16 protein-coding genes are annotated in these 14,535 nt (G+C 47.8%); 8 read left to right on the top strand and 8 right to left on the bottom strand.

Annotated features, from left to right (window positions below; translation table 11 throughout):
- Window positions 1-87: 87 nt before the first annotated feature.
- Together MKX40_RS28890 and MKX40_RS28885 are read left to right on the top strand one after the other, a co-directional pair.
- Entirely contained in the window at window positions 88-1,698 is a 1,611-nt protein-coding gene (locus tag MKX40_RS28890) for an FAD-dependent oxidoreductase (protein ID WP_339243231.1), read from the top strand.
- A 68-nt stretch (window positions 1,699-1,766) separates the two neighbouring features.
- Window positions 1,767-2,771: a Gfo/Idh/MocA family oxidoreductase gene (locus MKX40_RS28885; protein WP_339238518.1), complete on the top strand. Its 1,005-nt coding sequence runs from the start codon at window positions 1,767-1,769 to the stop codon at window positions 2,769-2,771.
- A 107-nt stretch (window positions 2,772-2,878) separates the two neighbouring features.
- Here the strand turns inward: MKX40_RS28885 and MKX40_RS28880 are convergent, their stop codons facing one another.
- Window positions 2,879-3,178, bottom strand: a complete 300-nt coding sequence (locus MKX40_RS28880) for a helix-turn-helix domain-containing protein (RefSeq protein WP_026081419.1) — start codon at window positions 3,176-3,178, stop codon at window positions 2,879-2,881.
- Between the two features lie 423 nt (window positions 3,179-3,601).
- Between MKX40_RS28880 and MKX40_RS28875 the strand changes: the two genes are divergently transcribed.
- A complete protein-coding gene (locus tag MKX40_RS28875) occupies window positions 3,602-3,982 on the top strand; it encodes a DoxX family protein (RefSeq protein ID WP_339238516.1) in 381 nt (126 codons plus the stop codon).
- 50 nt (window positions 3,983-4,032) lie between these two features.
- Here the strand turns inward: MKX40_RS28875 and MKX40_RS28870 are convergent, their stop codons facing one another.
- The 5 genes from MKX40_RS28870 to MKX40_RS28850 all read right to left on the bottom strand — a co-directional run bounded on the left by MKX40_RS28870 (window position 4,033) and on the right by MKX40_RS28850 (window position 7,445).
- Window positions 4,033-4,872, bottom strand: coding sequence for a DNA alkylation repair protein (locus MKX40_RS28870; protein ID WP_339238513.1), 840 nt, complete (start codon window positions 4,870-4,872; stop codon window positions 4,033-4,035).
- Window positions 4,873-4,949: 77 nt separating this feature from the next.
- On the bottom strand, window positions 4,950-5,645 hold the full coding sequence (locus MKX40_RS28865; RefSeq protein ID WP_339238511.1) for a Crp/Fnr family transcriptional regulator: 696 nt from the start codon (window positions 5,643-5,645) through the stop codon (window positions 4,950-4,952).
- A gap of 127 nt (window positions 5,646-5,772) precedes the next feature.
- On the bottom strand, window positions 5,773-6,291 hold the full coding sequence (locus tag MKX40_RS28860; protein WP_047840820.1) for an AbrB/MazE/SpoVT family DNA-binding domain-containing protein: 519 nt from the start codon (window positions 6,289-6,291) through the stop codon (window positions 5,773-5,775).
- Between the two features lie 105 nt (window positions 6,292-6,396).
- Window positions 6,397-7,077, bottom strand: a complete 681-nt coding sequence (locus MKX40_RS28855; protein WP_339238508.1) for an LrgB family protein — start codon at window positions 7,075-7,077, stop codon at window positions 6,397-6,399.
- On the bottom strand, window positions 7,074-7,445 hold the full coding sequence (locus tag MKX40_RS28850) for a CidA/LrgA family holin-like protein (protein WP_076333761.1): 372 nt from the start codon (window positions 7,443-7,445) through the stop codon (window positions 7,074-7,076). Before MKX40_RS28850 ends, MKX40_RS28855 begins: the two co-directional genes overlap by 4 nt.
- 156 nt (window positions 7,446-7,601) lie before the next feature.
- On the opposite strand from MKX40_RS28850, the gene MKX40_RS28845 reads away from it, so the two are divergent.
- From MKX40_RS28845 to MKX40_RS28825, 5 genes are all read left to right on the top strand, one after another.
- The gene (locus MKX40_RS28845; RefSeq protein ID WP_339238506.1) at window positions 7,602-8,486 is read left to right on the top strand and encodes a LysR family transcriptional regulator; all 885 of its coding nucleotides are present in this window, start codon (window positions 7,602-7,604) and stop codon (window positions 8,484-8,486) included.
- Between the two features lie 110 nt (window positions 8,487-8,596).
- Window positions 8,597-9,454, top strand: coding sequence for a carbon-nitrogen hydrolase family protein (locus MKX40_RS28840; RefSeq protein ID WP_339238504.1), 858 nt, complete (start codon window positions 8,597-8,599; stop codon window positions 9,452-9,454).
- 80 nt (window positions 9,455-9,534) lie between these two features.
- Complete coding sequence (locus MKX40_RS28835) at window positions 9,535-10,209, top strand: GNAT family N-acetyltransferase (protein ID WP_339238502.1); 675 nt, start codon at window positions 9,535-9,537, stop codon at window positions 10,207-10,209.
- 93 nt (window positions 10,210-10,302) lie between these two features.
- Window positions 10,303-10,974: a GNAT family N-acetyltransferase gene (locus MKX40_RS28830; protein WP_339238500.1), complete on the top strand. Its 672-nt coding sequence runs from the start codon at window positions 10,303-10,305 to the stop codon at window positions 10,972-10,974.
- 155 nt (window positions 10,975-11,129) lie between these two features.
- Window positions 11,130-11,690, top strand: a complete 561-nt coding sequence (locus tag MKX40_RS28825; RefSeq protein ID WP_339238498.1) for a hypothetical protein — start codon at window positions 11,130-11,132, stop codon at window positions 11,688-11,690.
- Window positions 11,691-11,786: 96 nt separating this feature from the next.
- Here MKX40_RS28825 and MKX40_RS28820 read toward each other — a convergent pair whose 3' ends face one another.
- Complete coding sequence (locus tag MKX40_RS28820; RefSeq protein WP_339238496.1) at window positions 11,787-13,769, bottom strand: LTA synthase family protein; 1,983 nt, start codon at window positions 13,767-13,769, stop codon at window positions 11,787-11,789.
- A gap of 168 nt (window positions 13,770-13,937) precedes the next feature.
- Complete coding sequence (locus tag MKX40_RS28815; protein WP_036612926.1) at window positions 13,938-14,435, bottom strand: antibiotic biosynthesis monooxygenase; 498 nt, start codon at window positions 14,433-14,435, stop codon at window positions 13,938-13,940.
- Between the last annotated feature and the right edge of the window lie 100 nt (window positions 14,436-14,535).

The raw sequence follows: 14,535 nt of genomic DNA, 5'->3' as shown, positions 1-14,535 counted from the left end.
TTTACGGAAACATTAAGGAAATCAATGGGAGGTTCAGGAATGACAGAAACGTTCTCTTCAGCACACCGGACCGAATATTTGCGAGGCATGGCGAATGCACATTTTGACATATTAATTATTGGCGGTGGGATTACAGGTGCAGGGATTGCATTGGATGCAGTTTCACGCGGATTGAAGACAGCACTTGTAGAAATGCAGGATTTTGCAGCGGGTACATCCAGTCGTTCGACCAAACTGGTCCATGGCGGATTGCGATATTTGAAACAATATGAAGTGAAGATGGTTGCTGAGGTAGGACGGGAGCGGGCTATCGTTTATGAAAATGGGCCACATGTGACAACACCGGAACCGATGTTGTTACCGATCTACACGGCAGGTACGTTCGGCCGATTCAGCACATCCATTGGACTGATGGTGTATGATCGGCTCGCCGGGGTGAAGCGCAGTGAACGACGCCAAATGTTGAATGCTGGAGCGGTGTCAGATTGTGAACCTTTATTGCGCAAACAGGGGTTATTAGGTGGTGGACTCTATGTGGAGTACCGGACTGACGATGCCCGCCTCACCATTGAAGTGTTGAAAGAAGCTGTTAAACGCGGGGCACAGGCAGTGAACTATGTCAAGGCGACGGGTTTTCTGAAGGAGGATGGCCAAATTACAGGTATTCAGGCCATCGATCAGATCAATGGGCAGAATTATACGCTGAAAGCAAGCAAGGTGATCAACGCTTCCGGTCCATGGGTGGACGGTCTGCGGGAATTGGATGGCTCGCGCCAGGGGAAAACGCTGCAGATGACCAAAGGCATTCATCTGGTCTTTGATGGTGAACGATTCCCATTGAGGCAGGCAGTCTATTTTGATACACCAGATGGTCGAATGGTGTTTGCTGTCCCACGTGATGGCAAAACCTATGTCGGAACAACCGACACCGTATATCAGGACGATCCTGCACACCCGCAAATCTCCGAATCGGATCGAGATTATGTAATTGATGCAATCAATGGCATGTTTCCAGATGTACACATTGGTATCGAAGACGTGGAATCCGGATGGGCGGGTGTGCGTCCACTTATTCATGAGGAAGGCAAGAATCCCTCCGAAATCTCACGTAAAGATGAAGTCTGGGTCTCTGATTCCAATCTGATTACGATTGCCGGGGGCAAATTGACCGGATACCGTAAAATGGCCGAGATGGTCGTTGATCTGGTCGCACGCCAGATGGAGCAGGAGAGTGGACATAACATAGGCCCATGCGTAACGAAGAAGATGCCCATCTCCGGCGGTGACGTAGGCGGTTCGGCTGGATTTGTATCGTATGCGGAGCGCAAGATCAAGGATGGTGTCGCTTTGGGGCTTACTCGGCCTGCCGCAGAGCGGCTGGTTCGCACGTATGGTTCCAATGTAAAAGCACTGTATGAGCGAATGCCTGATCCCCGCACCAAGGCTGAGCTCCATGGCATGCCACAGGAGCTACTGTTGATGCTGCGTTACGCGATTGATGAAGAGATGGCTGTAACCCCGTCTGACTTTTTGGTACGAAGAACAGGTCATTTATTCTTCCGCATTGATGAAGTACGTCGCTATAAAACAGCGGTTATCTCGTATATGGCCGATTGTTTGAACTGGTCGGAAGAGCAAACGTTCAAGCACACACAGGAACTGAATCAGCTGTTGCTGGAAGCATCCGGCAAAATCTAAGGCAGGATTTCAAGGCCGAGAGTCGAATGGAACATGTAAGCGTGTAACATAGAGAGGGGATTACATCCATGACATTACAGATCGGAATCATTGGAACAGGCTGGTTCAGTAAGGTGCACGCGGATATTCTCGCACGAATGGAAGGTGTTCGTGTCGCGAGTGTCTGTGGAACAACGTTGGAAAAGGCAGAGGCCATGGCCTCCGTCTATGATGCTGTTGGTTACGGGGAACTTGAACATATGCTGGATGGTGAGAAGTTGGATGCGGTATATATCTGTGTGCCTCCGATGTCTCATGGATCGATAGAGTCCGAATTAATCCGCCGGGGTATTCCATTCCTGGTGGAGAAACCATTGAGCACCGGAATGGACGTGCCACGTCAGGTGTTGGATCAGGTGCAGAAGAGCGGATTGTTAACCTCTGTCGGATACCATTTCCGTTATCAGGAGGCTGCTCAAGTAATGCAACAAGCGATGAAAGAACAGACTGTTGGCATGGCTCTTGGCCGCTGGATGGGCGGAATGCCAGGGGTTGCCTGGTGGCGGCGTCAGGATGGTTCTGGAGGACAATTCGTAGAGCAAACTACACATATTGTAGACTTGCTTCGGTATTGTGCAGGAGAAGTTACAGAGGTATATGCTGTAGCAGCTCAGCGAAGCATGCATGAGAAACATGAAAATGTCAGCGTTGCTGATGTGGCGAATGTGACGCTCAAGCTGGAAAGTGGAGCGATTGCAAGCATCGCCAATACCTGTCTGTTGCCAGACGGAGAGGGCGGCGCAGGACTCCAATTCTACACGGATGCAGGTGTGTGGGACTGGACACCGGAACGTTTGCTTCTGCCAAGTGCCGCAACAAATGCGATGGCAGGACTTGAGATTTCGGCAGGACCTAATCCATACGAGCGTGAGAATGAAGCGTTCATTCATGCCCTTCGTACCGGGGACCGTTCACGAATCCTGTCCGATTATGCGGATGCCTGCCGTACACAGGAGATTACGACGGCGGCGTTGGCATCGGCTGATTCCGGTCTGCCTGTCAAGCTTCAGCCCTCAAAGCATCTCTCTCATTAATCAAGGTTGAACGTAATCTAAATACGCCTGAATCGGAAACTGATCGGCAGATCAGCCTGATTCAGGCGTATTTGTGTCGAGCGGACATGAATGGATCGGCATTCAAATTACTCGGATTTCTGCTGTTTCAACCAGTCGGAAGACCAGCTGTAGATCTGATCAATGACAGGTTCAATCGCTCTGCCTTTGGGTGTTAATTCATACTCTACACGAGGAGGAATCTCCGGAAACATGTGCCGGGTTACAATGCCTTCCGTCTCCATTTCCTTCAATCTCTCCGATAAAAGTCGTCCACTGATCGCCATCTCTGCTTCAAGCTCCGTGAACCGTTTGGGTCCGGACAACAGTTGGTACATGATCAACAGAACCCATTTCTTGCCTATAATGTCTATCGCCTGAGTAATCATACAGGGACTTGGTGCTTTTACTTTTCTCAGTTTCAACGTATTCACCTCGCTTCATGATCATTTTCTTCACAGTTGTATATGAAAGGACATGGTTTCTGCCACTTTTGGAATGGTAGAACATTCAAGTAAATGAGGGTTACTACAAAATATACTGTAACATACCTTTTGTATGTATTATACATCATATGGTGAGAAATTACTTGAAGAAATTATATTATTATTATATACTAACTTCATAAAAGTAAGTTGGTGATAAATAATACGTATAATATGAACGCGTACTATTTTGAAAATGGAACTGGGCTGAACGCTTGAAAACAGAGTGACCCTTTGGGAACTTTTACATAGATTTTTTTTACAATGTACAGCAAAAATATTCATTACATAGTAGGAACATATAATTTGTCACAGGAGGATCTACATATGAACAAAATTTTGGGTTATATTTTTCTGGTTGTGCTTGCGGGTGTGTTCGTCATGACGGGGTTTAATAAAATTACTGGAGCAGACATGATGGTTCAGACATTCGAGAGTTTCTCTTATCCAACATGGACCATGTATCTGCTTGGCGCTGCCGAGTTGCTTAGTGCAGTCGGACTGCTGATTCCACGGACTCGTATCCTGGCTTCAGGCATACTGACATTCATTCTGATTGGAGCCGTGGGAAGCCATCTGATCTATGCACAATATGCTGCGGTCCCATTCCCGGCTGTGTTGTTGGTAGCTAACATTATTGTCCTGATTGTGGGCATGCGCAGATTGGAAGCGGAAGAAGAAGGCCAGATGGATGCGATTCAGGCATAATTGAGAGACAGCAAGAAGATGACCACTGCCAATAAGCGGTGGTCATCTTTTTATGTAAGACTTCGTTTGGCACGTGTGATAATTCGCAGTGTATGTTTGGTATCGGACTGCTGAATCCAAGTGTCACAGACCTGCCGGACCCACTCGGGATTTGTTTTGCCGGCATCGTTCAGCCAGTTGCTTACCGAATCCTGTACATACTTATGAGCATCCGATTTCACCGCGTCAAGCAAGGGAAGGGCCATAGCCGGGTTTTCTTTTAACTCCGGAATATGTTTGGCCCATACGCCACGAGGTCTGATGCATTCTATGGCAAACCGACGGATCAGTGGATCAGGGTCAACGCTCCATGGGATCAAATCGTGCAAAGCGGAGGATAAATCGGCAGAGATGGGCTCCCGTACCGCCATCCAGGCAATTTCCCTTACACCAAAGTGATGATCTGCGGCAAAGGGCCGAATACGCTCCAACTTTTCAGTCAGGTTGAGCCGGGAATCCAACCCAATGATATAAGCCGCCCAGCAGCGAATACTGTCTGAACGATGTTCTGCAATGGAACGAAAGAGATTGGTATGTTCATTCATGGTTAGACGATTCAACAGATTAAGCCATTGCATACCAATGGCCGGAATGATTTTCATAATCCGATGCTCATTCATCTGTTTTAATTGCTCCATAATTTCTATCGTTTCAGCATCCATTCCCCATTCATGGGTAACCTTCTGAAAAAGAAAAACATGATCTACTGCCAGCCATTCGGTCAGATTGACCGATTCGATCTGTCCTGCTTGTAGTCCATTGCGGATGTGCTCTGGGATTTCCGCTGCTTTACGGGCGCCTTTGCGAAGAAGAACGTCCTCAGGGATAAACAGATCTGACTTAGCATCCAACGGTATACGCCTCCTTGGTTGTATAGACTCATGCGTTATACAATACAACTTACCGGAGAAAAGGGATGTAAGGCATCTTACAACTGTGCAGTGATTTTTCGAAGGGTAGCGATTTCGTCACGATGAAGGGAGACTGATTTGAATCCGGTACGTATACGGCCTGCTCTTGCTAACTCTTGCATGGCGACGGTGACCGATTCCCGTGTGACTCCCGCCATCCAGGCAATCTCCTGATGGGTAAGTGCCAGTTGAATCTTGCAGAACTCCTCTTCTTCGATGCATCCCATCTGTTCAGCCAGCCGGAAGAGATTATGTATCACCTTTTCGTGCAGGTTACCGAGTGCAAGCGTCTGTGTCAACTCGCTCATTCGCTTGATCCGTTCACTTAGTATGTTCATCAGTCTCATCATAAATTCCGGATGCCCAATCAGAAACTGTTCAAAACGCGGTTTGTTCATCAGGCAAATATCACATTCCTCCATCGTTTCGATATAAACGGCACGTGTTCCGAGTGAGATTCCATTCATCTCTCCAAACACGTTACCTTCCGTCAACATATCAAGCGTGAACTGCTTGCCCTCCGGGCTCAATGTATATAAACGAACCTTTCCCCGTTTTACAAAATAGAAACCTTCCGTAAATGTAGCCGGTGTCTGGATCTGACTGTCTTTAGGTAAGGTCGTGATAGAAGTCATCCCATCCATTTCAATCAGGTCGGCCTCGGACAAGGAGGACAGCAGGTCGAATTGTGATAAATACAGAATTTTATCCATAGCATTCCTTCCCATAACATTATGAAAATAAAAAAAGAAGAACCCACGAAAAACAACGGGTTCTCTTGCAGCGGGACTTCCGGCATCGGAAGGTCTTCTGACTATAAATGATCGAATGCCATTTTAATTATAGTAACTTTTTTAATTGAGAGACGCGTCCTTGGCTGATGCCAAGCTTTTCCGCAATTTGCTGTTGAGCCAAACCTGGATTCTGTTCAACAATTTCTTTCATTTGTTGCAGCATGCGTGCCGTTTTCGGCCGCAAATCCGGATATTCTTGGTTGTCAGCTGTGGTCCCTTCTTCCCTAGCGGGAGATGAGACAGGGGCGGATTTGGAAGCAGGACGCTCCACGGGTGCAGGAGCCTGTTTGTTCTGAGGTACGAACCAGTCGGGAGAGTCATCCGGGTGTTTTAATTGAATTGCACAAGTCCGGCAGATGAATTGTTCTTTGAAATACATTTCCGTATCTACATCACCGCAAAAAATACATAATGTTGATTTGTACTTTCTCAAAATCAACTCTTTCCCTTCAATGAAAAACTCAAGCGGATCGCCGATATGGATTTCCATCGTATCCCGCATTTCTTTGGGAAGGACAATTCGTCCAAGACGGTCCAGAGATCTCTTCATTCCGGTTCTTTTCATCGCATCTCCCCCGCAATATTCACAATTAAAACCTGTCCTTATTGTAAGGAAGAAAGGGCTTTAATACAACAATAATATTTCAAAAAAGTGGGATAATTCCATCTATTATGGGAAAATAAGTTTGGAAAGGATCGGTGCAACGGCTAAAGTGAATAATGCGGCGAGCACCATGGAGATGCTGGAGATGGTACCTGTCAGGGAACTCAGTTCAAACGCTTTGGATGTTCCTGTGCCATGGGCACCGGTTCCAAACAGTGTGCCTCGTGCAATCTCACCGTCAATGCGCAGCATTTTAACAATAGAAGGTCCCATAATCACCCCGAGCAGGCCGGTCATAATAACGAAAACAGCTGTCACCGCAGGAATGCCGCCGATTGTAGCGGAGACGTTCATGGCAATTGGGGTGGTGATAGAACGTGGGATCAAGCTATGGATCAGTCCTGAATCCAGTTGCAGCCATTTGGCAAGCAGGGCAGAAGACAGCACGGCAACCACCGATCCGGTCATGACACTGAAGACAATCTCGGAGATATGTTTTTTGAGTACATGGAAAAAAGTATAAAGCGGTACAGCAAAAGCCACGGTGGCCGGTTGAAGCAACAGACTCAGCCATTTGCCACCACTGCTATACGTGGTATAATCCGTTCCGGTTGCGAGCAATACGCCAACGACAAGAAGCGGCGTAATGAGCAACGGAGACAGATACACTTTTGGCAGGTTGCGATACATTCGTTTGGCTACCGCATAGATCCCGACGGTTAACAACAGGCAGAGGAATCCAATCATCCAATGTGACGCTCCTTTCGTTTCGCAATTCGTGTAGCAACGAGTCCTGTGCAGGACATGACCAGGAAAGTGCTAAGTAGTACGATGAATAAAATCTGCAATCCGTCATGCTCCAGCATGGGCATATAGTTCATGATGCCAACGGCTGACGGGATGAAAAATAACAGTAGTTCTCCGAGCAGCCATGCAGCTCCAACTTCAATCCAGCGCAGCTTCACGACACGAGTCTGAAGCAGAATGAATAGCACGACCATACCGAGAATCGAACCCGGTACAGGAAGATGGAGAGTACGGGCCAGCAGGTCCATAAGCAGTGAAAAAACCATTAAGAGCGCAACCTGTGCAATACCAAGGCCCCATTTTTTCACTTCAATCCCTCCTTGTATCATCAACGTAATCGTTTAATTTTTTTTTGAAAATGTTTCATTTGATATCATAAATTTTACATGGCATTCTTTCATGAGTAAAATGCATATTAAGAATGTTTACTATTCCATTTGTCTATGAGAGGTGGAGATCAACGGATGGATATCCGCCATTTGCAATATTTTCTGGAAGTTGCCCGACAACAAAGCTTCACCAAAGCCGCTGAAGTGCTGTATATCACCCAGCCTACCATCAGCAAGACGGTCAAGAGTCTTGAAGAGGAATTGGGGATCACGCTACTGGACCGTTATGGAAAAAAGGTGGAATTAACCGATGCAGGCCATGTGTTTTTCCGCCAGGCGCTTGAGATTGAAAAATCATTCCGCAATCTGTCATCCGAACTGGACGACTTGATGAATCTGAAGAAAGGTCACCTGCGGATTGGCCTGCCGCCGATGGTGGGGTCCAGCTTTTTCCCCATGATCATTGGTGAATTCCACAAAGCCTACCCGCAGGTGACCATTCAGCTATTTGAGGATGGTGCCAAAAAAGTGGAGGCCGATGTGATTAGCGGTGCACTGGATATTGGTGTTGCCGTTCTGCCAACCGTGGACGAACTGTTGGATCATTTTGTTTTTGTGAAAGAGAAATTGAATCTGCTTGTACACCCTTCACATCCACTTGCGGGTAAAGATTCGGTTGCGCTGCATGAACTCGAAAACGACGCCTTTGTGCTGTTTCGGGAGGATTTTGCATTGCATGATCGGATTATTGTGGCCTGCCAGCATGCGGGGTTCCAGCCGAGGGTGGTGTATGAGAGCTCTCAGTGGGATCTGCTCAGCGCAATGGTTGCCGCCAATCTGGGTGTAGCCTTACTGCCGGAAACGATCTGTCGTGAGGTGGACCACATGCGCGTGCGCATTATACCCGTGGTGGAACCGGTGATTCCATGGCAGCTCGGCATGATCTGGCGGAAGGACCGTTATCTGTCTTTTGCCACGAGAGAATGGATCGGATTCACACAGTCGATGCTGGGTGAGTAAGGGAGCGATCGGAAGGTATTCTGTCGTTGTAGTGCCCAGTGTAAATACTCTTTTGTTGAATCAGGATCGTTGTTACAATGGAAGCATAATTATGGTGGAGGTGTACGAACATGAAACTGCGGGTATCCGCTGTACAATACCAATTGCACACAATCAGCTCGTTTGAGCAGTTCGCCGCTCAGGCGGAGCATTATATACGGACAGCGAATGAATACGGGACCGAATTTGTGCTGTTCCCAGAATTTTTTACAACGCAACTAATGTCCATTGGAGACGAACAAGGTAATGCATTGACCATTGAGGATCTGCCGAACTTTACGGAGCAATATGAACAACTGTTCACCTCACTTGCTGCCAAGTACGGTATGCATGTTATCGGGGGAACCCACGTCATTCGCCGTGAGGGAAAGCTGTATAATACAGCTCACCTGTTCTACCCGGATGGTCGCATCGCACGCCAGGACAAGATTCACATAACGCCAACTGAAGTGCAGGAATGGAATATGGCTCCCGGAGATGGACTTGAGGTGTTCGACACCAATAAAGGTCGTATTGCCATGCTGACCTGTTACGATATTGAGTTCCCGGAAATTGTACGCATGGCCAAAGCCAAAGGTGCTGACGTGATTTTCTGTCCTTCCTGTACGGACGATCGTCATGGATTCTACCGTGTGCGTTATACGAGTCATGCCCGCGCGGTGGAGAATCAGGTATATGTGGTGTTAACCGGAACGGTGGGTAACTTGCCGACGGTTGACTTCATGCGTGCCAACTATGGACAAGCCGCAATAATTACGCCGAATGATATCCCATTCCCGCCACGTGGCATTCTGGCGGAGGGTGAGATTAACAACGATATGATTGTGACCGCTGATCTGGATCTGGACTTGTTATATGAAGTGCGGGAACGTGGATCGGTAACGACCTGGCGTGACCGCCGTACTGATCTGTATACCGATTGGGAATAGACAATTCCATTTATTAATGAACAAGACATCGGAACATGTATCAGAATTCATTTGTCAGTGGAAAGGGGCGATCCGGCAACATGTATACGAAAGAAATGCTGATCACCGACCCGGAGCGGAAGGGTAAAAGGGTAAAAGCGGTCGTCCGCAATTACGTTGTAGCCGACTTTGAGGAACTTATTCGTATTCAGGCGGAAAGTTTCCCTCCTCCTTATCCGGAAGAGCTGCTCTGGAGTCACGAGCAGCTCAACAGTCATGTGCAGCATTACCCGGAAGGGGCCATCTGCATTGAAGTGGATGGAGAATTGGCTGGATCGATGACCTCGCTGCGGATGCAGTGGGACCCTGCACATCCAGCGAGTCATACCTGGGCCGAAGTCACAGATGACGGCTATATTCGTAACCACCAGTCGGATGGCAACACGCTGTATATTGTTGATCTCTGTGTTCGTCCGAAGTATCGCAAGTGGGGACTGGCTCAGTTGATGATGCAGGCGATGTACCACCTGGTGATTGCACAGGGTATAGATCGGTTACTGGGTGCAGGCAGAATGCCAGGTTATCATCTGGTTGCAGATCAACTGTCTGCACAGGAATATCTGGATCAAGTGGCCGCGGGAGAGAAGCATGACCCGGTGATATCGTTCCTGCTGCGTTGTGGCCGCATGCCAGTTGGCGTGACCGCAGACTATCTGGATGACGAGGAGTCCTGCAATTATGCTGCCCTGATGGAGTGGCGAAATCCATTTCGATAAGATTTGCTCACCGTTACAGATCAAACCCAATTTTGAACGAGTTATATACACGAATGATTAAACTATACATTCTTATCAAGGAGGCATTTATCCATGGAATTCACGCGTATTACATCCATTAACGATCCATTGTTTGCCCAAATGCACAAGCTGATGCAGGAGATCTTCCCAAGGGAAGAAGTGTTGGACTTCCCGCTCTGGGCAGAGCCATTGGAAGATCCAGGTATTCGGGTATTCGTGGCTGTGCACGAGGGACAAGTCGTTGGCGCGACAGAGTACCGTTACTACGAGGATTGGAATGTGGCGATGACGGACTTTACGATTATTGGGCGTGAAGGTCTGGGTATCGGCAGTTTCCTGGCGAATCACCGCAAGCGTGATCTGCAGAAGCTCGCGGCAGCCAACGGGAAGGAATTGTTCGGCATGTTTGCCGAAATCTATAACCCATATCTGAGTCAGGATCACGAATTTGGCGGGATCAAGCCGATGGACCCGTATGTACGCCGCGAAGTATTGTCGCATCTGGGATACCAGCGTCTGGATTTCCCGTACGTTCATCCATCCTGGCAAGGGGATGGGGAAGCGGTTGGCGGATTGGATCTGTGCTTTATGCCAAGCGATGAGTCCCTCGGTGAACTGCCAGCCAGTCTGGTGGCTGATTTCCTGAATCGGTATTATGCGGTGCTACCGAACAAACCACAGGAGTGGCTTGCCATGGTAGAGCAATTGACTGCTCGTAAGTCGGTTGCATTACTGCCGTTGTAATGAGTTGAAAGACCCGAGCCTGGACTAACAGGGTTCGGGTCTTTTTGGTTTATTTTTCAGAACGAACGAGATCCTCTTTTTATTTATGTGGGATATGTTACCATTAATATGGAAGATATATGTTTATTTTCATTTTTATTTAAGGAGGGGATTAGATGAGTAAAAGCAGAATCTTGTTCATATCGATGTTCGCTTTATTTTTAACAGCCTGCACTTCAAGTGACGATGCTTCACTACCAGATGTACAGCAGAGGGAACGCAAGGACGCCATAGATACCGAACAAGTTCAGAAGGAAAACGAACTGCTGAGGGAGCAGGTGCGGAACAACCAGAAGGAAAAAGATGAAAAAAAGGCAAAAGAGCAGGAAGAAGTAGAAAGTTTAAGAGAAACGCTGAACATTACGTTTAAATTAATGGCAGCGATGCAATCTAAAGATTATGCATATCTTGAATCGGTGTCTTCTCCGAACATAGAAATATCGCAGCAGAGCAATATCATTATTTCGAAACGGGATCAGGTAGATTACGAAGTACCTTTTCTGCAAAACGTTAGCCTGAATAATCTGGAGTATCGCGGATTTAATCCGCTGGATTCAGATCGGCTCATTTTACATATGGCTACTGTATGGTCTGATGGAAACGGTGCATTGGATCTCTATTTCATTCGTTCCGAGGAAGGCAACTGGCTCTTTGATGGTCTGCTCACGAATGGATAGGCAACCAGTCTGGCTCCGTACAGATAAATAGCGACCATTCCGTCTATGTAAGAGAGGAAGGTCGCCGCATGGATGAGTTCGAGTAAAAAAATTCAACTATTGTGTAGTCTTTCGATCCGGAAGCTGGCTCAAATAACTGTTGGACAAGTGTGCAAGATCCAATGCTCGATCATACTGTTCCTTGGTTATAAACCGTGAAGAAGAAACCTCATTGTTACTGGATGTAAAGATTGCTGGAGGTACCTTGCCCGCCGAAATCTGCGGCGTCTCTTCCGAAGGAACAGCCTTCTGCTCTTGCCCGGTATCCTGTCTGCCCGCATCAGCTAGGGAATAATGCGTTCCGTCCCCGTATCCTTTTGCGGGTATGAAGAGAGAAGCATCGTTTAGAACCGACCCGGAAGGAAGGTAATATCGTTCGGGTAGAAGATTTCCGCCTTCACGCAACAAATCCTGTCCGAAGTGTAATTGGTCCTCCAATGATACGCCGGTGAGTCCCGCAATCGTTGGCAGAATGTCCACCTGACCTCCGATCTGTTCCAGCTGAACACCCGCGGTTACGCCAGGGGCCGAGATCATGAGCGGAATATTAATCATATCTGCTGATGTGTACTCCCGACCATACAACTCTTTCATGATGACTCTGTCTTGCTTATCCAGTGAATAGATGGGGAGACCCAGATGATCCCCATACAGGACGAGCAGGCTGTTTTCCCATAATCCCCGTTCCTTCAGTCCAGCAATCAACTGTCCAATCGCCTGATCGGCATAGTGCTGCGATATCAGATAATCGCCGGGCAACGTATCCTTGTAACGCTCAGGCAGCGTCAGCTTCACCTTGTTTTCGGGCAAAGTGTACGGGTGGTGGGCTGACATGGAGATGATATGGGCATAGAAGGGATCACCGGAAGACTGCATGGACTCCAGCTTATCCAGTGTTTTGGAATATAGCACTTCATCCGAGGCCGAGAAGGCGATAGAATCCTGTGTGCCGAAATAATCAATATCATAATACTGGTCGAATCCAAGTGCCTTGTATAACTGATCCCGATTCCAGAATCGGACATCATTTGTATGGAATGTGGCTGTCTGATATCCGTTCGCCGCCATTAGCTTGGGTAGACTCGGCAGAGCCTTATCTGCGTATACAGTCGTTGCTGCCCCGTTCGGTGGGGTGTAGAACGAAGTATTCACAACGAATTCGGCATCGGATGTATTTCCCTGTCCCACTTGCTGATAAAAGTTCGGAAAATACAGGCTCTGTCTAGCCAATTCATTCAGGTTGGGCGTGATCTCCTGTCCATCCACCTCTAATCCAATCAGAAAGTTCTGAAACGATTCCATCTGGAGCATGATCACGTTGCGTCCGCTCGCTGCACCCTGCTTCACAATCGCAGGAAGTGGAGTCGTTTGCTTCAGTTGGTCGATGGCAGCCTGATCAATGTGAGCAACGGGCACAAGTTCATCAGGTCGATCCAGGATGGTATATGCCTCGTAACCGAGGATGCCCATCTGTTCTGCTTGTGTAAGCTCACTCATGCTGGCCCGATTGGGATAGATGTTAAGCATGCATAGGATCAAGGACAGGGTCAGAATGACCGAAGCAACCCGTCTTCTGGCGCGTCGTTCAAGTGGTATGCGATTCGGGCGTTCTGTACTCCCGAGCTTGATCCGACGACGAACGAGTATTCCCCCAATGATCAGAACGTCTGCAAAAATAAACAAATAATAGGGGTCCAGCAAAGAGAACATGCTGCTCTTGACCGAAGTCACCTGATTCACCTGTGCCAGCGCGTGATAGTTAACGATTACACCGTAATATTTGTAGTACATGATGGCTGCAAAGAAAATGCCTGAGAGCAGCAAATTCATGGCAAGGTACATCCACATCCGCCGCTTGGCAGCAAACCACTCAATTAGACAGAAGCCGATCCAGATGAGCGGCAATTCGGTCAGCAGAGGTTTCCAGACAGGGATGTCATCGAAGATAACGATCCAGGCCAGTGAGCTTTTGATCATCATGATGATGGTAAAGAATATAAAAGGTCCGCTTAGAAATCGGGTGAGTGAACTGCGTGACAAGGTACCGCCTTCCCTTCCGAAGTTTCATTTAACAAGTATTATCCTATCTCAGCATGGCTGTGTCAAAAATGAAAGCCTTCAAAATGGACGGCAAAAAACCTCTTCCAAGCAGGAAGAGGTGTGAAAAAACGTGGGTTACGCGATAAAAGCCAGATGCGGCTCAATCCGTTATTCAATAGTGTACGTTGTGACGTAAGAAGGTCTGGGGAACATGGTGGGCTTCTGTGCAGTCAGCCCTTCGCTTGTACTGCGGTTTCGGTGAGCGTGACTATAGGCTTGGGATTCCTGCCAGCCTTTGAAATGTTCCTCGGACTGCCACAGTGTAAGTACAACATACGTATCATCCTTGAGAGGACGAAGCACACGAATACCGACAAAACCAGGCTCGTCTTCTACCTTGCGGGCACGGTTCTTGAACCGTTCTTCGAAATCATTACGGCCGTCCTCTGTGACAGGGATATTGTTGAGAACAGCGTAACCTCCGCCAGTCCAGGAGCCTGCGGCATCGAAAGCTTCATATGCGGCTACTTTATCATCAGACTCAATATTCATCAGGCGTTCTGCGGATTCAATCGCCAGACGCACATGCTCTTCGCTTCGCAAAGTGAGATGCGGGTACGCAGCAAGTGCATCCGGAATCGGTGAAGGAACCAAATAGATATACATAGAAGCTGCCTCCTCATTAAGTACATTCTATCTCAAGATAGCATATGAGATTGTGCGAGTCCAATCGGTGGATCAACTGGTTTGAGCACGTCTTTTCATG

Source organism: Paenibacillus sp. FSL R5-0517 (genome assembly GCF_037974355.1).
In the GTDB taxonomy this organism is placed as follows: Bacteria; Bacillota; Bacilli; order Paenibacillales; family Paenibacillaceae; genus Paenibacillus.
This window is presented reverse-complemented; position numbering and strand designations above follow the sequence as displayed.